General features: G+C 44.4%; 16 protein-coding genes. 4 read left to right on the top strand and 12 right to left on the bottom strand.

From position 1 onward, the window contains the following. Window positions 1-244: 244 nt before the first annotated feature. Entirely contained in the window at window positions 245-2,011 is a 1,767-nt protein-coding gene (locus tag BLS69_RS06075; RefSeq protein WP_091029408.1) for an alpha-glycosidase, read from the top strand. A gap of 145 nt (window positions 2,012-2,156) precedes the next feature. Here BLS69_RS06075 and glgA read toward each other — a convergent pair whose 3' ends face one another. Together glgA and glgB are read right to left on the bottom strand one after the other, a co-directional pair. Further along, window positions 2,157-3,599, bottom strand: coding sequence for a glycogen synthase GlgA (glgA, locus tag BLS69_RS06070; protein WP_091029405.1), 1,443 nt, complete (start codon window positions 3,597-3,599; stop codon window positions 2,157-2,159). Then, a complete protein-coding gene (glgB, locus tag BLS69_RS06065) occupies window positions 3,596-5,602 on the bottom strand; it encodes a 1,4-alpha-glucan branching protein GlgB (RefSeq protein ID WP_091029402.1) in 2,007 nt (668 codons plus the stop codon). The genes glgA and glgB overlap by 4 nt, the downstream gene beginning before the upstream one ends. Window positions 5,603-5,795: 193 nt before the next feature. Here glgB and BLS69_RS06060 point away from each other — a divergent pair, with 193 nt between their 5' ends. Continuing rightward, window positions 5,796-7,022 (top strand): glucose-1-phosphate adenylyltransferase, encoded by a 1,227-nt coding sequence (locus BLS69_RS06060; RefSeq protein WP_091029400.1) that lies wholly within the window; start codon window positions 5,796-5,798, stop codon window positions 7,020-7,022. Between the two features lie 114 nt (window positions 7,023-7,136). On the opposite strand, the gene BLS69_RS06055 is transcribed toward BLS69_RS06060, so the two are convergent. The 5 genes from BLS69_RS06055 to BLS69_RS06035 all read right to left on the bottom strand — a co-directional run bounded on the left by BLS69_RS06055 (window position 7,137) and on the right by BLS69_RS06035 (window position 12,665). Next, a complete protein-coding gene (locus BLS69_RS06055) occupies window positions 7,137-8,636 on the bottom strand; it encodes a sensor histidine kinase (RefSeq protein WP_091029397.1) in 1,500 nt (499 codons plus the stop codon). After that, window positions 8,633-9,331 (bottom strand): response regulator transcription factor, encoded by a 699-nt coding sequence (locus BLS69_RS06050; RefSeq protein WP_017688086.1) that lies wholly within the window; start codon window positions 9,329-9,331, stop codon window positions 8,633-8,635. The genes BLS69_RS06055 and BLS69_RS06050 overlap by 4 nt, the downstream gene beginning before the upstream one ends. Further along, on the bottom strand, window positions 9,324-10,643 hold the full coding sequence (locus BLS69_RS06045; RefSeq protein ID WP_143023556.1) for a hypothetical protein: 1,320 nt from the start codon (window positions 10,641-10,643) through the stop codon (window positions 9,324-9,326). The genes BLS69_RS06050 and BLS69_RS06045 overlap by 8 nt, the downstream gene beginning before the upstream one ends. Window positions 10,644-10,665: 22 nt before the next feature. Next, window positions 10,666-11,391 carry a phosphonate ABC transporter ATP-binding protein gene (locus BLS69_RS06040; RefSeq protein WP_036613671.1) on the bottom strand — a complete coding sequence of 242 codons (726 nt, stop codon included), beginning with the start codon at window positions 11,389-11,391 and terminating at the stop codon, window positions 10,666-10,668. Window positions 11,392-11,474: 83 nt separating this feature from the next. Then, the gene (locus BLS69_RS06035; protein WP_091029392.1) at window positions 11,475-12,665 is read right to left on the bottom strand and encodes an MFS transporter; all 1,191 of its coding nucleotides are present in this window, start codon (window positions 12,663-12,665) and stop codon (window positions 11,475-11,477) included. 391 nt (window positions 12,666-13,056) lie between these two features. Here BLS69_RS06035 and BLS69_RS06030 point away from each other — a divergent pair, with 391 nt between their 5' ends. Beyond that, window positions 13,057-13,977, top strand: a complete 921-nt coding sequence (locus BLS69_RS06030; protein WP_091029390.1) for an ArsR/SmtB family transcription factor — start codon at window positions 13,057-13,059, stop codon at window positions 13,975-13,977. Between the two features lie 49 nt (window positions 13,978-14,026). Then, window positions 14,027-14,791 carry an HAD family hydrolase gene (locus BLS69_RS06025; RefSeq protein ID WP_091029388.1) on the top strand — a complete coding sequence of 255 codons (765 nt, stop codon included), beginning with the start codon at window positions 14,027-14,029 and terminating at the stop codon, window positions 14,789-14,791. Between the two features lie 28 nt (window positions 14,792-14,819). Here BLS69_RS06025 and BLS69_RS06020 read toward each other — a convergent pair whose 3' ends face one another. The 5 genes from BLS69_RS06020 to thyA form a co-directional block, all read right to left on the bottom strand. Beyond that, a complete protein-coding gene (locus tag BLS69_RS06020) occupies window positions 14,820-17,159 on the bottom strand; it encodes a type IA DNA topoisomerase (RefSeq protein ID WP_091029385.1) in 2,340 nt (779 codons plus the stop codon). 125 nt (window positions 17,160-17,284) lie between these two features. Beyond that, a complete protein-coding gene (locus BLS69_RS06015; RefSeq protein WP_036613667.1) occupies window positions 17,285-17,776 on the bottom strand; it encodes a ferric iron uptake transcriptional regulator in 492 nt (163 codons plus the stop codon). Between the two features lie 231 nt (window positions 17,777-18,007). Beyond that, the gene (locus BLS69_RS06010; RefSeq protein ID WP_091029382.1) at window positions 18,008-19,495 is read right to left on the bottom strand and encodes a glutamate synthase subunit beta; all 1,488 of its coding nucleotides are present in this window, start codon (window positions 19,493-19,495) and stop codon (window positions 18,008-18,010) included. Window positions 19,496-20,110: 615 nt separating this feature from the next. Then, window positions 20,111-20,599 (bottom strand): dihydrofolate reductase, encoded by a 489-nt coding sequence (locus tag BLS69_RS06005; protein ID WP_036613663.1) that lies wholly within the window; start codon window positions 20,597-20,599, stop codon window positions 20,111-20,113. Window positions 20,600-20,649: 50 nt separating this feature from the next. Beyond that, on the bottom strand, window positions 20,650-21,444 hold the full coding sequence (gene thyA / locus BLS69_RS06000; protein ID WP_091029380.1) for a thymidylate synthase: 795 nt from the start codon (window positions 21,442-21,444) through the stop codon (window positions 20,650-20,652). Window positions 21,445-21,766 lie beyond the last annotated feature (322 nt).

Raw genomic sequence — 21,766 nt, 5'->3', positions numbered from 1 at the left:
CATTTGCTGGCTAACTTGGTTAAATATAACTATAAGTGCGTGTTCAAAAGACCGGTTTTCAGTACCGAGAAGATGGGATGAAGCTAGAAATGGAGTAGCGGAGCGTAGGCAAAACTACGTGAGCAACGGACATTTCGGCTGAATTCCATATTCGATGCCAATGATGCCGATAGGCATCACTTGTAATCAGAAGCGGGCTTTTGAACAACCTCTATAACTTATCCTATATTCAGGAGGTGCTGTCATGCTGCTCGAAGCCATGTATCATGTTCCTCGTGACAAGTGGGCTTATGCCTATAATTCGTCTACCATACATCTGCGCGTACGAACCAAACGTAATGATGTGCAATACGTGACTGCACTAACCGGAGATAAGTACGATTGGAATGGAACATACAAGGAAATTCAATTGGAGAAGGCTGCTTCGGATAACATGTTTGATTATTGGGAGGCTGCCGTCAAGCCACAATTCAAACGTCTCACCTATATATTTCGGATAACTGCCGGTTCAGAAGATGTTTTTCTAGCGGATAATGGAATTCATTATGAGACCCCCTATCCAACTGGAGGATATTATGAGTTCTCGTATATACATGAAATTGATGTGTTTAAGGTGCCCGAGTGGGCCAAAGAAGCCGTCTTTTATCAGATCATGACTGAACGGTTTGCTAATGGAGATCCCAAGCTGAATCCAAAAGAAACTCATGACTGGGGTGGCAAACCTGAGTTGGACAATTATTTTGGTGGAGATCTGCAAGGTGTGCTGGATCATCTGTATGACCTAACTGAACTTGGCGTGAACGCCATTTACTTTACCCCGTTATTTCAGGCCAATTCCTACCACAAATACGACACGATTGACTATAAAAAAGTCGACCCCCATTTCGGTGATAATGCCCTGCTCAAACAATTGACAGAAGAATGTCATCGCCTGGGTATACGTGTCATGCTTGACGCGGTGTTTAACCATTGCAGCGAAGACTTCCCTCCTTTTCAAGACGTTCTCCAGAATGGAAAAAACTCTAAGTATGCCGATTGGTTCCACATCAATGAATATCCGATTCAAATCAAGGATGGTATACCAACCTACGATACATTTGGGTTCTACGGCAACATGCCCAAGTTCAATACAGCCAACCCTGAGGTTAAGGCATATCTACTTGATGTAGCAGAGTACTGGATTAAGGAAATCAAGTTGGATGGCTGGCGTCTGGATGTAGCAAATGAGGTGGACAACCATTTCTGGCGTGATTTTCGCAAGGTTGTTAAAGCGGCGAATCCTGAAGCCTATATTGTTGGTGAAGTATGGAGCGACTCCTTGACCTGGCTTATGGGAGATCAATTTGATTCGGTCATGAATTATCCATTTGCTGACAAAGTGCTTCAGTTCTTCTGTGGTTCAATGGATGGTTATCATTTTGCCAACGAGATGGGTTCACTGATTATGCGCTATCCGCAACAGACCAACGAAGTGATCTTTAATATGCTCTGCAGCCACGATACCCCACGACTGCTAACCCGGTTAGGAGAAGACAAACGCCGTTTAAAATTGTCTGTTGTATTTCTTTTCACCTATATCGGTACACCTTGTATCTTCTACGGCGATGAGGTGGGAATTAGTGGTGATGCTGACCCGGATTGTCGAAAATGTATGGAATGGGACCCGGCCAAGCAAGACAGAGAATTGTATGATTTCTATCGTCTGATGATCGATTTACGCAAAAGCAATGAAGCCCTGCGCAAAGGACGCTTCCGATTTCTCAAGGCTGATCACAATGATCCCTGTATCGTGTACGAGCGTGTGGATGACAACCTTCATTTTACCGTATGGATGAACAATACACCTCAAGATCAAACGCTTTCTCATCCTATGGAAACAAAAGACTGGAAGGATGCATTAACTGAAGAGCCTGTGTTTCCAACCGATGGAATGATGAATATTAAGCTTGACCCTTATGGGTACCGCATTTTGTACAGACAGCTTGATCCGACAACCATCCAACACTACTGAGGTTTAAATTCTGAACAGTCATATAAAAGAAAAGAAAAACACTTCCACCGTCACAGATGATACTTCATTCTGAACTTTGGAAGTGTTTTGTTTATTTGATTAAAAAAAGTCACAGCAGGAATGCTGTGACTCATTCAGGATTGTATCAGTTTACAGGATCAAGTGTGATCCGACGATAAATGTCCATATATTCTTCAGCTGAGACATTCCAGCTGTATTCTCCACCCATTGCATTTTTCACGATTTTCTTCCAGTGTTCTGGCTGTTTGTAGATCTCCTCAGCACGCCGAATGGTATTCATCATGTCATGTGCGTTAAAGCTTGTGAATGAGAAGCCATTCCCTTCTCCAGTAAACTCATTGTATGCATGCACAGTATCGTTCAGACCGCCTGTTTCCCTTACGAGAGGCACACTACCGTACCGCAGAGCCAGTAGCTGACTAATACCACATGGTTCGAATCTCGATGGCATCAGGAAGATATCACTGCCAGCATAGAAACGGCGGGATAACCCATCATTAAACGTGATCTGGGCAGACATTTTGAGCGGATAACGATTCGCGGCTTCACGGAACCAGTGTTCATACATAGGCTCTCCTGTTCCTAGTACCGCGAATTGAATGTCATCATAGTACAGCAATTCATCCAGGATACGGCAGACGAGATCAAGCCCCTTAGAGTCCACGAGTCTTGTCACCATCACCATAAGTGGTACATCAGGACGAACAGGAAGTCCAAGTTCCTTTTGCAGCTCAATTTTGTTCTCCGTTTTCTTGGACAGACTTGTTCTGTATTTCACTGGAATTTTGGTGTCGGTTGCCGGGTTGTAACTCTTGGTATCAATCCCGTTCACAATCCCGCTGAAACGATCTCCAAGTGAACTGAGCAGTCCGTCGAGGCCATATCCATAATAAGACGTTTGCACTTCCTGTGCGTATGTTGGGCTTACGGTTGTCACATGGTCAGCATACACAATTCCGGCTTTCAAGAAATTGACGTTACCGTAATATTCGGCTCCATCCACGGTGAAATATCGATCGTCCAGCTCAAGGATTTCACTGAATAACTCATGCGGGAATACCCCTTGGTACAACAAGTTATGTATGGTGAATACCGTACGAATATCACTGTAGAATGAATCATGTCTGTAATGGGCTTCAAGCACCAAAGGAATCATTCCTGCATGCCAGTCATGACTGTGCAGCACGTCAGGCTTGAACTCAATCTGTGGCAACACCTCGAGCACTGCACGGTTGAAGAAGGCGAAACGCTCGCCATCATCCATATAACCGTACACTCCATCACGCCCAAAATAATACTCATTATCCACAAAATATACTGGAATCCCATCATGAACCAGCATTTCTATTCCACAGTAGGGTCTGCGCCAGCCAAGAGGCACATCCGTTGTAATTACGGGCTGTAACGCGTCTTTATACTCATCGGGAATCCCCTTGTACTTAGGCATAATCACCCGCACATCTGCCCCGCTCTTCTTCAATGCAAACGGGAGAGCACCGATTACGTCAGCAAGGCCTCCTGTTTTGATAAATGGATGTACTTCAGCAGCAGCAAAAAGAATATTCATGCCTTTGTCCTCCTCTTCGGTTTGAGCGTGTTGCTTTCATTTTTATTCTTCGTTTTTGAACTGACGGAAGTGATACTCGCAGGTGATTCATCCGTTTTCCGACGCGTATTCTTTTTTAGAATCACGATGCTCAGCGGAGGCAATACCAATTCAAGACTATGCGGATGCCCATGAAAAGGAATCTTTTCGGTAGGCAGTTGCATATCATTAGTAATGCCTGAACCGCCGTAAACGGAATGGTCACTGTTCAGTACTTCGGTATACATACCGGGACGCATGACACCAATCCGGTAACGCTCCCGCTTGACCGGCTGAAAGTTAATGAGCACAAGGAGTGTATCCGCAGGTTTTTTTCCTTTGCGTACGTATGAGATGACACTCTGGTCCTGATCATCCGGAGTGATCCATTCATAACCGTCCAAGGAATGATCAAGCTCCCACAAAGCTTTTTCACTCAAGTACAGGTTAGACAGCTCACGCTCAAACTTATGCAAATTGCGGTGACTGTCATAATCCAGCAAGAACCAGTCCAGTTGATCCTCATCTTTCCATTCGATGAACTGGCCAAATTCTCCACCCATAAACAACAGCTTTTTCCCTGGGAAAGTCATAAAATAGCCCAGAAAAGCACGCATGCCGGCAAATTTCTGCTCATAGGTTCCTGGCATCTTGTCGAGGAGCGACTTTTTGCCATGAACAACCTCGTCATGTGACAGAGGTAGCACATAATTTTCAGCAAAGGAGTATACGACCGGGAAAGTCAGCAAATGATGTTTGGAAGGACGCTCATGAAAATCAGATTCCATGTAATCAAGCGTATCGTTCATCCAGCCCATGTTCCATTTGTAGTTGAAACCCAGACCACCTTCATCTACAGGTAAAGTCACCATTGGCCATGCACTTGATTCTTCAGCCATCATCAATGCATAAGGGAAATACTTGAACACCGTTTCATTCAGCTGCTGCAAAAAGGCTACAGCTTCCTTGTTCTCAAGACCGCCTTCATCATTGGTACGATATTGTCCTGGCTGCTTCTCAAAATCAAGCCGAAGCATACTCGTAACCGCATCAACACGGAGTCCGTCAAAATGATACATCTCCATCCAATATAATGCATTGGAGATCAGAAATGAACGAATCTCAGGTTTCGAGTAGTCAAAGCTGAGTGTACCCCAACCCGGCTTCTCTGCTAACATCGGATCTGCATACTCATACAAAGGCGTACCATCAAACATACGCAACCCATGAGCGTCTTTGGCAAAATGTGCAGGAACCCAATCCAGCAATACGCCAATCCCAGCCTGATGTAGTGTATCCACTAGATACATCAGATCTTTTGGATGCCCATAACGACTGGTAGGCGCATAAAACCCTGTGTTTTGGTAGCCCCACGAAAGGTCATATGGGTGCTCACTAAGGGGCATCATTTCAACATGTGTATATTTCATTTCTAATAAGTAAGGAACAAGCAAATCAGCCATCTCGCGATAACTATAGAGGCTTCCGTCTTCTTTGCGCTTCCAGGTTCCCATGTGCATTTCGTAAATATGTAGAGGTTTGTTATACATGGCACGTTGTTTGCGTCTCCAGGCTCCATCATTCCATTTGTACCCTTCGATTGAACTGGTGACAGAGGCTGTCTGAGGTCGAACCTCTGCTTGAAACGCATATGGGTCCGCTTTGAGCAATTCTGTTCCATCTTCCGTTAATATACGGAACTTGTATAAAGTTCCTTCGCTGATTTCCGGAAAAAAACGACTCCAAAATCCTGATTCGGGTATCTTATATAAAGGTTCCTTTTCGCCTTTCCATTCATTGCGGTCCAGAGCCAGTCCCACTTCTACGGCATTTGGTGCCCACACGGTAAAGCGATACCCCTGAAGGCCATCGCAAGTCTCAGGCTGCGCGCCCAACATTCGATAACTGTGATGAAGGTTACCTTCATGAAATAAATAAATATGCTCCGGCAATATATCCGGGTGTGCTAACGGTTGAATGGCCAAGAGATCACCTTCTTCTCAAGAAAATAGATATAACAGTAACCATTACCCCATTCTAGCCAAGTTGAAAAGAAAAATGCGGTGAATTAGAAAATGTTGTACATTTTCAGAATTTTTACAGTAACAATCGTTTCATTTGCTCTACTTTGCGTTAATGATGTACTACAATGCACAATATTTTGGGAGGGAAACGATTATGTTTAATAAAGATTGCATCGCTATGCTGTTGGCGGGAGGAGAAGGGAAGCGATTAGCCCCTTTAACCTCAAGTATCGCAAAACCCGCTGTACCGTTTGGCGGGCACTACCGGATCATCGATTTTCCTCTCAGTAACTGCGTAAACTCAGGGATCGATACTGTAGGAGTATTGACGCAGTACCAAGCGGAATCGTTACACGATCATATCGGTGGAGGAGAACCATGGGGACATGGCAACTCAAGTGAGGCAGGAATCTCCTTGCTTCCATCTTATCATACAGGAAATGACGAATACTTGGGAACGGCGGATGCTATTTATAAAAATATCGACTATATTGACCAACAAAACCCCGAAAATGTTCTAATTTTGTCGGGTGACCATATTTATCATATGAATTATCGTGATATGTTGGAGGCTCATCAGGCTAATAACGCCGCAGCAACGATTTCAGTTATGGAAGTTCCATGGGATGAAGCACATCGCTTTGGGATTATGGCTGCTGATGCGGATTTGCGTGTAACCGAGTTTGCCGAGAAACCGGCTGAACCAAAAAGTAATCTGGCTTCAATGGGCATCTACATGTTCAAATGGGATTATCTGAAGCGCCATCTCTTGGAAGATGCCGCTAACCCTGAATCCAGCCATGACTTCGGTAAAGATGTTATTCCTCAAATGTTGAACGAAAATAATCCCCTCTTTGTCTATAACTTTAATGGTTATTGGAAAGACGTAGGTACGGTTAAGAGCCTTTGGGATGCACATATGGATCTGTTACACAACGAGGAAGACTGGAGTCTGCAAAAAGAAAACTGGCCGATGTTTACTCGCGACTGGCGCTCCAAGCCAAGTGCTTACAAAGCAAGACATACAAAGATCGAACATGTTACTTCCATGATTCACGACTCTTGTGCAATCGAAGGTCGTTCAGAACGTTCCGTTATCTTCTGCGGTGCAGAAGTAGGTAAAGGCTCTGAGGTTAAAGACAGTGTTGTTATGCCTAACGCACGCATAGGCCGTGGGGTTCACATCGAACGCGCCATCATTGGTGAAGGTGCTATAATCAAGGACGGTGCAATCGTTAAAGGTACGGCGGATGAAATTGTGGTCGTTGGACCTAACGAGATCATCTCTGCCAAACCGGCTGTCCGTACGCAACCTGTTCGTATGTTGAAAGAAGTATATGAAAAAAGTGGGCGCCTGCGCACTGGTGAACTTTCTTCATAATAATATGCAAAAAAGGTGAGCCTTGGATGGCTCACCTTTTTTTCTGTTGATATGGTTGTTATAAAGCGTACATGCTCGATCGTCAGGTAGAAAAGTCTCTTATCTTTTAAAATCTTAAGACTTTTCTATATCCGATTTTGTATCGCTTGCTGTTCGCTCATCTGTGAATTCAGCATCACCAGACGCGGTTACAGATTCTTCTGTACCCATCTCCTCAGACACAGCCGGTAATGTAACCGTAACGGTTGTACCAGATCCAAGTTCACTCTGCATCGTAATCGTCCCCTCGTGCAGTTCTACCAGTTCTTGCGTAATCGCAAGACCCAGTCCCGTTCCCCCATTTTGATGATTTACCTGGAAGAAGCGGTCCCGTACTTTGATTAGGTGTTCTTCACTAATTCCGATACCAGTGTCCTGAACTGCTGCAATGATCTGACCATTCTCCTCTTTGATAGACAAGAAGATCCAGGAATTCTCATGTGAAAATTTGATCGCATTATCAACAATGTTTAAGAAGACTTGTTTCAATCTGTTGCCGTCTCCATGGACATTATAAGCACGAGTCTCGTCCGTTTCCAACTTGAGATGGACCTGTTTTTGTTCCGCTTTGGCCCAGACATTCAACATCGTTTCCTGTACAATTTCACGAATGTTGACCGTTCCTTTGACCAGCTTCATCTGATTCTGCTGCAATTTGGAGAAATCCAGCATCTCTTCAACAAGTCCAATCAGTCGTTCGGTCTCCTTAGAAATGATGCCCATCCCGATACGGGTTTCTTCCGGATCATAACCACCTGAGTCCAGTGTCTCGCTCCAGCCCTTAATGCTGGTCAGAGGTGTTCTTAATTCATGTGAGATCGAAGAGATAAAATCATCTTTGATCTGATTACTGCGCACAATCTCATGTGCCATGAAGTTTAGTGTTGATGCCAATTCACCCAGTTCGTGCTTATAATTCCCCTTAACCCTGACATCCAGCCGTCCTCTGGCCATTTGGGCAGATACTGCGGTGATGTTGTTAATTGGACGTACAATGGAATTTGCCATACCAATGCTGATGATTAACACTATAGCAAGCACGCCAACACCGACCGCAGCGGCGAGTAGTCCCATATTCAACAGCTTTGAATTCACATCTTCGAGTGAAGTCAGATATCGAATAACATAAGTATTTTCGCCGCCCAGATCAAACTTGTGTGAAACGGCCATGACGGATTCTCCAGTACCTGGTTGTCTCCCAATCCAGCGTCCCATATCCCCATTCAGAGCCTGCATAATATCACTGGTTTGCAGCACAGCACGGTCGGATTCAAAAGCAGTTGAACTCGCCAATACGCGCCCGTTCAGATCCAAAATTTCCAATTCAGTATTGGACAATGCCAAATTCACAATCAATCTGGACAGATTATTGCCGTCTTCCGTGTTATTCTCACGAGCGATCGGCTCAAAAAAGTCCTTTGAATTAGAAATGTGGGTACTAATCGTATTGTAGATACTCTCATAATAATACCTTTGAACTGCCAACATAAATACGAATTCGACCAACAGCAGAGCGAGAAAAACCACAAAGAAATAATGTAGTACGATCTGCCGAGTAATGCCTTTTTTAATCATTGCTCCCGGCCCTTCCATTTGTACCCGTGACCCCATACTGTCTGCAGGTATTCGGGCTCGGAAGGATTGTTCTCAATTTTTTGACGTAAACGACGAATGTTGACATCCACAATTTTGGGGTCACCCATGTACTCTTTTCCCCATACATGATCTAACAGTACATCACGGCTGAGCGGTGTATTTTCTTTTTCCAGGAAAAACTGAATCAAGGAAAACTCCGTTGGAGTCAACTCAATGGCTTCATTCTGTTTCTTGAATTGCTTCGAGATCAGGTCCAGTGAAAATGGCCCGGACTGGAACGTAACCTTCGCCGCAGTTTCCCGATGCACGTTAACACGGCGCAACAATGACTGAATACGTGCAATCAACTCTGTTGGGCTGAAAGGCTTGCTTACATGATCATCTGCCCCAACGGAAAGTGCATACACTTTATCCTGTTCCTGAACTTTCGCGGTCAAAAAGATGATGCCCAGACGTTCATTGGTTTCACGGATCCGTCGACACACCTCGAATCCATCAATACCTGGTACCATGACATCCAGCAGAGCCAGATCAATATCCGGTACCGTCTGCAGTATGCGAAGCGCTTCATGACCGTCACCCGCTTCAAGCACTTCGAATCCGTTTCTCTTTAAATTAATCACTATAAAACTGCGGATGGATTCTTCATCCTCAAGAATAAGTACTTTACTCATTAAGTTCTCCCTTTCTATTCAGCTGGGAAGTATTGCTCAGTGCATCTTTACCCGCCTCTGATTGTGCTACTCGTGAAGCAATAACCCGATCTTTGGTACGCGTAATTTCCTTCCAGCTTTTACCCTTCTCCTGTTCCCACTTGGAAAGGGTGAAATATTTGATCTCTGCCACGGTTTGGTCCGTATCAATCATTTTAAATCGAATATATTTTTCCTTTTCCGATTTGGTGTCAATAGTGATCTTACCGTACCACTCTGGTTTGAGATTTAGATGAAATAAATCAGCATCATCCCGGAATTGGAATGAGACAAATTTCTTGCTGTCTTTGCCATCCCACTGATAATAGGTGTAGAACCACAACCGAGAGTCAAATACGTAATGCTCCCAGCCTTTCGGAGTCTCTTTAAGTCCAAACTCAATAATACCATCATTATCAACATCACCGCTTAAAATTTTGTCATCTCTATACGTTTGATCCGGTGATTTGAAAGCATTGACTAATTTGTTATCTTTAACATACATAATTTGCGAGAAGGAACTCCGATCATCCAGCTCGGCATCCAGTACAATGCCCATCTGGCCTTTGGCGATCTCTCCGCCCAGAGCATTATAAACTTCTTTAACGGTATAATCGGTCTGCACCCGATCAACTTCCTTGAAGCTGCCATCTTCGTACTGGTATAACGCAATCGTTGCAAAACCGCTGTTGTTCAGCGAAATGATAACAAAATCACTTTTACCATCTCCGCTCAAATCCAGCGTATTCCCCTGCGCATCATCAATGATATATTGATTATACGGAACTCCACCCAAGACCTGCTCCAGTGCCCCGCCCTTGTAGGAATATGCAGTTAGGGCCTTCTGCTCCTGCAGACTTACACCAAGAATAATATCCGGATTTCCGTCATTCGTAATATCCAATACTTTAAAGGATTGCAGCTCATTTCCCGGCACATCAAATGTAAGCTTTTTAACCCATGTGCCTCCCTGCTCTTCCAAAATCATGCCATGGATTCGCACATTCTCATTTGGTGTCTCATAAAAAACAATCGCTTCCCGAGTTCCATCCCCGTTCAGGTCTTCCACCCGAATCATGCTGGTATTATTCATATCCTTGGGACGAATCAATGTACTCTCTGGCGGCAGTTTAACCTGAACCACGTTGTACAGTTTCTCCTTATCGGTGGACATCATTGGTTTTCTCATCAAACCCTTGGGGTCACTTATGACTGTACATCCGCTTAGAACAGAACCAAGCATAATTGCCATAGTTCCTGCTGCTACAAAGCGTCCCCACCGTGAATTAAACAATCTCATCACTCTTTTCAATAGTTTAAATCTGGTTTTTTTCTTGCTGTGTCAGTCTTCGTCCACGAATATCAAAAGCAATCTTGCCTTCTGCCAATCCCCAGATCCGTGTGGCATGTTTCTCAGCAAGTTCAATAGGCAGTACTGCAATGACTGTTGCACGTTCTTCTTCACATAATTTGCGCAGCGTTTCCAGCACCGAATCTGCTGTGTGAGGGTCAAGACCAATCACTGGTTCATCGGCCAAAACAACTTTGGCACCATGAGCAAGTGCTCTTGCAATGGCAACACGCTGCTTCTCGCCACCACTGAGCTTCTCTGCTATTTGATGTGCTTTATCAAGTAATCCCAATCCTTCGAGATAATCCATAGCACCCATATAATCATCGGAACGTACCATACCGGTTACCATTCTCCATACGGGAGTCTGACCCGATCGTCCGATTAATACATTTTTAAGAGCCGTACGTCTGGGAAATAATTCTGGATTCTGTTCCAGGTAAGCCCATTCCCGTTTAATTTTCCGTTTTCCGGACCAGCCTTCTTTCAAAATCTCGGCGCCATCCACCGTAAACCGGCCGGAATCCCATTTTTCCATCATGGCCAAACATTTAAGCAACATGCTTTTACCGCTACCGCTTGAGCCAACTACAGCTATCATCTCACCTTGTTGCATATCAAATCGAATATCCCGTAGAACGGGAACGCGGTCCACGCCAACGGATTTACTCAAGTTCTCTACTCTGATCATCGCGATGTCTCCTCTTGTCCATGTTTTTCCCTACCACTAGTGTACTCGGAAATGGACATCAATTTCCATGCGAACACCAGCTTCTATTTTAACACAGATTCGAACTCAGGTTTACGACGAAATAATATACCCGCCACGCCGAAAAGAAGGTACATGATTCCGAGCAAGGTGAACATGCTTCCAGGTGAAATCCAGTTGATCATCTGACCCCCCAGATTCGGTCCAATAATACTTCCAATCGTGAAATGAAAGGATGCCACAACATTGGCTGCAGGCAGCAACACTTTAGGCAAAATATCTGCGGCATAGGCAAGGCCCAATGAGAAAAAGGAGCCGACCAGGCCACCAGCGATTGTTAACAATACAAGCGTCCACCAGAAATGCGTACCTGCGACTGGAACCAGCATGAAGATGATTCCCCCGCTGATGCCCGCAGACATCAATATCTTTTTACGCCCGTATCGGTCACTCAACATCCCCAGAGGCAATTGTAGGAACAAACCTCCAATCCCGATAAAGGGAAGCAACGACGAAATCTGATCGGTGTCGAACCCAATACGTAGGCCATACACGGGGAAGTTACTATTCATACCGGCCTCCATATATCCGTACAAAAGAGCAGGTAACAGTGCGTACCAAGCCCATGCCAGACTACGACGGAAGCGCCGTTCAGGGAGCTGGCCATGCTCTGCTTTTTCCGGCTTCGTATTCGGAAGCTTCATTAATACCAGTATAAGTACTGCTGCCATACATACGAACAATACCCAGAAAGGGACAGCATCACCGAAGCCAAGCAGCTTGATTCCTAGTGGACCAATGCTGAATCCCAGACCGTAGGACATGCCATATAACGATATGTAGCGACCACGTTTTTCAGGTGCCGTAACAAGCAGCACCCAGAGCTGAGCCGCATAATGCAGTGCGCTGTCTCCTATTCCAACGATCAGGCGCAATATGAACCATATTTTAATATCTGGTAAATACGGAAATAGTATTAAAGGGACCATGACCAATATCAGGCCACCAACAATCAGTTTTTTGAAGCCGAGTGCTCCTAATAGTCGTTCCGCAACTAGAGTCATGGCAAAAGAGCCAATGTACAATGCAGCAGCGTTTAATCCGTTTAAACCTGGTGAAACCCCTTTTTGCTCCAAAAAAATCGAAAGGACAGGCAGCAAAAGGCCCTGACTAATTCCAGCTACCACAATAACCGTAATCAAAATCAGATAATTGGCTGTCGAGTGTGATAGTTTGGGGCGAGTAATCGATGACACGAATTCATTCCTCCTGCGAACACACAAAGAAAAATCGCCATCGCTGACGACTTTTGTATGGTATACATATGGTTTTAAACTGCTATTCTTGAATCAGGGCTTTGCCCCGGACTTGAACATTATAGTGGACAACGCCCTGCAAAACAAGCCATAATAGAGGTTGTTCAAAAAGTTCACTTTTGATTACGAATCATGCCTAGTGGCATCATCAGCTTCGAAGATGAAATTCAGCCGAAATGTCCGTTGCTCACGTAGTTTTCCTACGCTCCGCTACTCCATTTCTATCTTCATTCCATCTTCTTGGTACTGAAAACCAGACTTTTTGAACACGCACTAATCGTACTTAAGTCGCTGCGTACATTTAGATGTGACGGGAGGATTCTGCAACATTATGGCTTATCATGTGAAAATTGATGTTTCACCGATATATGAAATGCTTAACAGCTTTTTGGTTTATGTCACGAAAAAATGGATTCAGCATCTGGATATTGGTCCTGAATGGATTCAGGAAGTGGAAGGCAAACTAAGTTCCAATGTACGAGCTGCGCTCGCACCTGCTGCCACTTGGCCATTTGATGATTTTGATGTCCTGTTTGCATGGGCTGCGTATCAAAATGATACGAAGGAAAATCGTGAATTTCTGGACATGCTTGCCGGAATGACAGCGGAAGACCTGTTTGCACGTGTGTCTCCTCTTCTGCCCGCTCTTACAATAGAAGAATCTACGCGCATTCGGAACAGTTATGTCCCATTATTGCGACTATGGGATGAACACTACTGTCAGAATATGAGCGAAGATCAGCGTGTGTGGCTGGAAGAAGATGCCGAAGAAAAACGCATTTTGCTTGATAAAATGGGCCCTGAACTACTTATTGAATATGCTACGGCAGGAGTTCTTGTTGAACCAATGCCTGGATTGAATGAAGTTATCCTGTTTCCAACGGTGCACAATCGCCCTATTAATATGTACTGCTTCTATGAGGGGATGATGATTATGCAGTATCCCGTAGATGCACCTGAAGAGAACGAAGACCAGCCGCCAACATGCCTTTTACGTTTTACCCATGCATTGGCTGATCCCGAAAGACTTCGCCTGCTTCGTTACGTATCGGATGAACCCAAATCCCTCGCTGAGATGTGTGAAGAATTGGGTAAAGACGAAGACACGGTCAAAGACCAGGTTATGGCGCTACGCATCGCAGGTCTGCTACGGACCCATCTGCTCGGAAGTAACCGCAAAGAGAAATACAGTATTCGGCCGGATGGCGTATCTGAATTGAATATGTTTCTGGAATCCTACATTCGCATTTAATTTAGTTGAACCATTGTGGAGTTACTGGCTACAAGGAGTGAGTTAGATCATGAAAATAATGAAACAACATATTTTGTTTGACCTTGATGATACACTTGTATATTGCAACAAGTACTTCAACCTGATTTTGGGAGAATTCTTTGAGAATATGCAAGAGTGGTTTGATGGACATTCTCTGACAACACAAGAGATTCGAGAAAAACAGCTGGAGATCGATGTAACCGGAGTGAACAAGCTTGGTTTTGCAAGTCATCATTTCCCGCAATCCCTGATTGATACCTATCGTTACTTCTCTGGAAAGTTCAACAGATTAACTTCTCCCAGAGAAGAGTCCTATCTGAGCAAGTTGGGTATGAGTGTGTACGACCAGGAGGTTGAACCCTACCCTCATATGGTTGAAACTCTTGAGAACCTCAAAGGTGCTGGACATTCCCTCTACTTATATACCGGCGGCGAAACCGTGATTCAGCAGCGCAAGATTGATCAGATGAAACTCTCGGCTTATTTTGATGATCGGATCTATATCCGACAACACAAAAACGTCGAGGCACTGGAAGGCATTCTGTCTAATGGTCCGTTTGATCGTCGTGCAACGTGGATGATCGGTAACTCACTGCGGACAGACATTATGCCCGCGGTAAAAGCCGGAATTCACAGCATATATATCAAACAACCAAATGAATGGCAATACAACATCGTAGAACTTCAACCTAATCCGGAAACATCGATGTATACCATCACTGCACTGGAAGAGGTACCAAAAGTCATACACGAAAATATACAACAGCAGCAACAAAAAAGGACCCTTGGATAAGGGTCCTTTTACTTTATGATGACTAACATCAAGCATCCTGTTTCTCACCAGATAACTTGCCTGTTACCACATCTTGCAAAATAATACGTGCCTTCACTGTACTCCCGTCTTTTCGTTTGAACGACAGTACCTGGGTACTGCCCTTCTCAATCAGCGATTTTAACATCGTACTGGTGATTTTTTTGCCCGCATACTCTTTCCAAACTACAAACGAACAGCCTTCCTTGAAACGTGAGCATCCATAACCCTTCTTGCCCTCTATAATCTGACCCGTGCAGCCAGGAGAAGGACAAGGTGCCAGTATCTCTCTCACTCCCGATGGACTCGCACTAGAAGACGGCGCCTTGGTGGCCGCACTTTTCCCACTGCCGGCTCTCGATGAAGATGCCGAAGTCTGACGGGACGTTTTTACAGTCGAACCGCTACTAGCTGTCTTGGCAGATGTCCTTGTATTGCCGGCCTGGGTTCTTGCTCCTTTACCTTTCCCCCTGCCTGCCCGTGAATCTTCTCCAAAAGCATCTGCTGGAGCAGGAGCTTGTACACGCACTTTCTCAATGATGGACAAGGTGAATTTCTTGACGTTCTCCATGAACTTGTCCTGACCCGCCTCACCTTTGGAAATCTGATATAACCTTCTTTCCCATTGCCCGGTCATCTCAGGTGAAGTTAACAGATCTACACCCGCACGGCGAATCAACTCAATAGCTGTTCTGCCTTTGAGCGTTAACTGCATTTTCTTCCCTTGCAGCGTAATGTAACCCACGTTTTTGAGGCGTTCAATTGTAGCCGCACGTGTAGCCGGAGTACCCAGACCACTATCTTTCATCGCATCTCGCAGCTCTTCATTCTCGATCTGCTTGCCTGCACTTTCCATCGCTTTCAGCAATGTTCCCTCGGTATAACTTTTGGGAGGCTGGGTCGCCTTCTCCTTAAACTCACTCTTCGTACATTGAACAGGCAATTCAGGTTGTACAGTAAAAGCCTTGTCCGTCCACTCTTCTGCTTCCTCTTCCTCATTGCCGTTTTTCTTAGTCTTCTTTTTGCCTGCACCGCCCTGTTCCTGATCTCCAGAACCGAGAACCACTTTCCATCCGAGGGACAGCAGCTCTTTGACAGATGTCTTAAACTGATGTTTCTCCACTTCGGTGAGCACGGTATGTTGCTTATACTCCGCCGGAGGATAAAAGTGAGACAAGAATCGTCTGACAATCAAATCATAGATGTTCTGCTCATCCTTGGATAAGGTACCTGGTCGCTTCAAAGTAGGTAGGATCGCATGGTGATCCTCAACCCTGCTCGGATTACATACCCCTTTATTATTCTTATGAACAAGCTCTGGCTTGGCCCCTTGCGCAAGCTCACTATAGGTACCATTTTTAAGCAGGTTTAGTGTTTTGTGCATACCTTCAATATTCTGTTCAGTAACATAGTTAGAGTTTGTCCGCGGATACGAAATTACCTTGTGTTTTTCATACAAGGCCTGTGCAATATCCAGTGTTTTTTTGGCACCATATCCGAACTTGGCATTGGCTTCACGCTGTAAAAGGGTCAGGTCATACAAACGATACGGATACTCCTTCGTCTGCTTTGCTTCGTATTTGGTAATCTGCCCTGTCTTGCCCTTCACACTGGCTGCAATGGCCTCTGCTGCCTCCGCATCGGTCAATTTATCTCCCTGACACAGTCCCCGGTACTCGACACCTTCCTGCCGAAACCAGGCGGCTACTTCATAAAAGGTCTGTGACTGGAACGCTTCAATCTCTATTTCCCGATCGTAGATTAGCGCGAGTACTGGCGTCTGCACACGACCTACAGACAACAAAGCATTATGACGGGTTGTAAACGCCCGCGAGGCATTCATCCCAATCAGCCAATCAGCTTCACTTCTGGCGCGAGCAGCATGGGTCAAATTTTCAAATTCAGAGGCATCCTTCAGACCATCAAAACCACGTCTAATGCTCTCTGCCGTCAAATCCGATATCCATAAACGCTTTACAGGTTGACGCAGCTTCAATTGCTGTTGTATGAGGGCGAAGATGTACTGACCTTCTCTCCCTGCATCGCAAGCATTAACGATCGCTGAAGCCCGTTTTGCCAGTTCTCCAATCATTTTGAGCTGATCTTTTGTCCTCGGATTGGGTACAATCTTGAACTGATCGGGTATGATCGGCAGGTCCGCTATATTCCAGCGCTTGTACTTTGTATCATAGGCATCCGGTTCAGCCAGTCCAAGCAAATGCCCTATCGCCCATGTGATGATGTAATGTTCACCCTCGAGATACGTGCGATTGTTCTTGGCCTTTGGTTCTATGACGGCGGCAATGGTTCGACCCATGTCGGGTTTTTCCGCTATAACCAGTGTCTTCATCCGTCCATCTCTCCTCCTTCACCGTCCGCATGACGGCAAAAAGGGGCATTCCGCCGACGGAAGCCCCTTGCTTCTGAAACTCATTATATCAGATTTTGGATTCGGGAGCACCTTCCCGAAATGAATTATCCTGCTGCCTGTTCCTTTAATACATGTTTTTGTCTGCACTCTTTGCATACACCCTGGAAATCCAGACGATGATCCGTAACAGCAAAGCCATACTGACGTTCGATTTGTTGTTCCAAACGAAGCAGACCATCTTCCATAATCTCTTCTACTTTACCACATTCTGTACAGATCAAATGATGGTGGTGATGGGAACCGTCTGTACTTCGCAAATCAAAGCGCGCAGCGCCGTCACCAAAGTTAATCTTTTCAACGACCTGAAGGTCACTCAGCAGTTCGAGAGTGCGGTATACGGTAGCCAATCCAATCTCAGGGAACTGCTCCTTAACCAGGAGAAATACTTCCTCTGCGCTGAAATGATCCTTTTCATGTTCAAGCAATACACGTACAGTAACTTCCCGTTGTTGTGTTAACTTATATCCTTTTTCAACCAATTGATTTTTAATGTGAAAGATCTGTTCTGAAATGGACTTGTCCCGGTTACTTGCCATAGCAGGTCGCACCTCCGGTTTATATTCATTAAATTTTACTTTTATCTTACCGATTCTGGGTTTCACTGAATCCTTATTTATAATAATTATAATATAATAATAAATCTTTATCACTTAAAAAGCAATGATATTGCTCACACTTAGATGAAATATATAGTCAACTTGGTTAAAATAACAGCAAACAACCCTCGCTAATCGCGAAGGTTGTCATTGATATCTTGTTCTATACTTTTACACCAGAACCGAAGCACCCATCAAGTATTTGTCCACTTCACGAGCAGCCTCACGGCCTTCATTAATTGCCCATACAACCAAGCTTTGACCACGACGCATGTCACCTGCTGCAAATACTTTATCCACATTGGTGTTGTATTTGCCGTAACGTGCCTTAACGTTTGTACGACGATCTGTTGCAAGTCCCAGTTGCTCTACCAACGTTTGTTCCGGTCCATCAAAACCAATGGCAATCATGGCCATCTGAGCCGGGAATACACGCTCTGTACCTGGAATCGGCTGATAAATCTTGCGACCAGTCTCATCCACAATACGCTCGATCTGTACTGTATGCAATTCTTTGAGGTTCCCCTCATCGTCTCCGACAAATTTTGTTGTCATGATGGAGAACTCACGCGGATCTTGACCAAACAACGCTTTGGCTTCCTCTTGCGCATAATCAAGTGTGTATACGTTCGGGAATTGCGGCCAAGGGTTGTTAATGCGATCCCGTTCCATAGGCGCTTGTGTATGCGTACCGAATTGAGTGATCGTACGACAACCATGGCGCAGCGATGTAGCCACACAGTCAGATCCTGTATCACCGCCACCAATGACGATAATATCTTTATCTTTAGCGGACAGATATTGACCATCTTCCAGGTTGGAGTCCAGATAACTCTTAATGCTGCCATTTAGGAAATCCATTGCATAATGAACGCCCTTCAAGTCGCTGCCTTCAATATTGAATTCACGCGGCTTGGTTGCACCACCGCACAATACAACAGCGTCATATTCATCCACCAGTTGTTGTGCTGCAATATCTTTACCGATCTCGGTGTTTGTAATGAATTGAACGCCTTCTGCTTCGAGCAGATCAACACGACGTTGAACTACTTTTTTATCCAATTTCATCGTTGGGATACCGTACATCAGCAATCCGCCGACACGGTCCGAACGCTCATATACCGTTACCGAGTGTCCTGCTTTATTCAACTGAGCCGCAGTAGCTAATCCCGCTGGACCTGAACCTACCACAGCTACACGTTTACCCGTACGTTTTTCAGGAGGTTGGGGAACGACCCATCCTTCTTCGAAACCTTTTTCAATAATTGCTTCTTCGATCGTTTTGATGGTTACAGGCTGACCAATTAAGCCAACTGTACATGATCCTTCACAAGGAGCTGGACAGACGCGACCTGTAAACTCTGGGAAATTATTCGTTTTGTGAAGGCGCTCAAGTGCTTCTCTCCACAGTCCGCGATATACAAGATTATTCCATTCCGGAATCAGGTTATGCACAGGGCAACCTGACGTGCCGCCAATCATATCTATACCTGTATGGCAATACGGGGTACCACAATCCATGCATCGTGCACCTTGTGTTCTGAGTTCTTCTTCTGCCATATGTTTATGAAACTCTTCCCAATCCTTGATCCGCTCCGCTGGCTCACGATCCGCTGGCAGTTGACGTTTGTATTCCATAAATCCAGTAGGTGTAGACATCTTACGTTTTCCCCCATCCGTTCTTGTCTTAATCCCTTCATGTGCATGGTTCTATATGAAATGGATTACTCATTACTTGAGTTTTTGTCTATTGTATCACAAAATCTTCTCGAAGATATTTCAATTATAGTAGCATTTACTGTGCTGAATATTAAATGGATTATCCGCATAATTATTTGTATTTTATACATCATATCTTTCAAGTCTACCCATGGTCAATACCCTTATTTTGGTGTTAAATGTGGTTTTGAAATGCGAAATCTGATGTTTGTTAAAGAAATAAAAGGTCGAAACGTTAAGTGAATGTCAGATAATTTGTCATCAAATCCAACATATTTTGCTATAAATCGTTCTCAATTCCGAATATCAGACTCGTTTTAAGGCTTCACAACGTTAAAACCTCAAAACTTTTACACTTTTTTACTGTTCAATGCTTGGCCGTATGTATATTATACATAAATACCAATTTATAATGTTACATTAATGTTATATGTATATCAATTTAAACAAGTGACTCTTTTTTTATAAAAGAAAAGACGCTGTTCACGAATATTTCGCAATCAGCGCCTCTCATCATACAAATACGACCGAAGTCAGGAATTTCTTATGCCATATTTACCGTTTACGTTCATAAAATTCAAAAGTATACGCATGAACATTTTTCTCATCCTGTTCGCCTTCAATCTGTTCAATGAGTTCCCATTCGGACCAATCCACTTCAGGAAAAAACGTATCTCCCTCAAAATTCTCATGAATTTTGGTCACCACAAGACGATCTGCAAGTGGCAGGAACTCACGATACACTTGGGAACCCCCAATTACGCACAGTTCCTCACCTTTGGTTACACTCAGACCCTCTTCAATCGTATGTACGATTTCAGCCTGTTCCACCTTGTAGTTCAGATCTCTTGTCACTACGATATTACGGCGCTGAGGAAGCGGCTTACCACCAAAAGATTCCCACGTGTTACGTCCCATGATAATTGTTTTGTTTAACGTACGTTGTTTGAAAAAGGCCATATCTTTGGGTAAACGCCATGGAATCGAATTGTTTAATCCGATCACACCGTTCTCCCCCATTGCCCATACCAATTCAATACTCAAGGGTAATACACTCCTTCAATCCAAGTCTCTTATCGAGATTGAACACATAATTAGACTGCAATTGGAGCTTTAATGCCCGGATGATGCTGATAGTTCTCAAACTCAAAGTCTTCAAACTTATAATCAAAAATAGAATTCGGCTTACGCTTGATTACCAGCTTAGGTAAAGCATAAGGTTCACGCTCCAACTGCGTTTTGACCTGGTCGACATGGTTAGAGTAGATGTGAACATCCCCTCCAGACCAGATGAAATCACCCACCTCAAGATCACATTGCTGAGCGATCATATGAGTCAAGAGCGCATAACTCGCGATGTTAAACGGCAACCCGAGGAACGTATCCACAGAACGCATCGTAAGCATACATGATAATTTACCCTCTGCAACGTAAAACTGAAACGCAAAATGACAAGGTGGAAGCTTCATATTGTTGATCTCAGCCACATTCCATGCGCTGACAAGGTGACGACGTGAATCCGGATTATTTTTAATCGAATCAATGACTGCGGCGATCTGATCAATTTTTTCTCCGTTTGGCGCTTCCCATGTGCGCCACTGCGAGCCGTATACCGGACCGAGATCCCCATTTTCGTCCGCCCAATCGTCCCAGATCTTCACACCGTTTTCTTTCAGATAAGATATATTGGTATCGCCACTCAAAAACCACAACAGTTCATGAATAACCGATTTGAGATGAATTCGTTTGGTTGTTACCAGCGGAAACCCTTCGGAGAGATCATAACGGAGCTGTCTGCCAAATACAGATTGTGTTCCTGTTCCTGTACGGTCTCCTTTATGCACGCCGTTGTTTAGAATATCCTGTAATAAATCGAGATAGTTTTTCATGTTGATATCCCCTCACTAAAGAATATTTACACTTACCACTCCGATGACAGAACAACCTTCCGATCGCTGTTATCCCCAGATTTTTTTGATTTCCTTTTCAAAAGGTAAAATCCGGGGATAAAGGCGAACACTCCGCTTCTTCAGGTTCTTTCTGTCCTCTACGTTCTCGTGTAAAAGATTAGTTTAACTTCAATACTAATTACATAGACCGTGATTGGCTTGGAGCCACATCATAACTGATCATTACTACAGTGTACCACAATTGTGTTGTTGGATAAAATCAATTCAGGGAAACTTTTGAGCGTGTAGCTTTTCATCATAT

Source organism: Paenibacillus sp. CF095, assembly GCF_900101225.1.
Classification (GTDB): Bacteria; Bacillota; Bacilli; order Paenibacillales; family Paenibacillaceae; genus Paenibacillus.
This window is presented reverse-complemented; position numbering and strand designations above follow the sequence as displayed.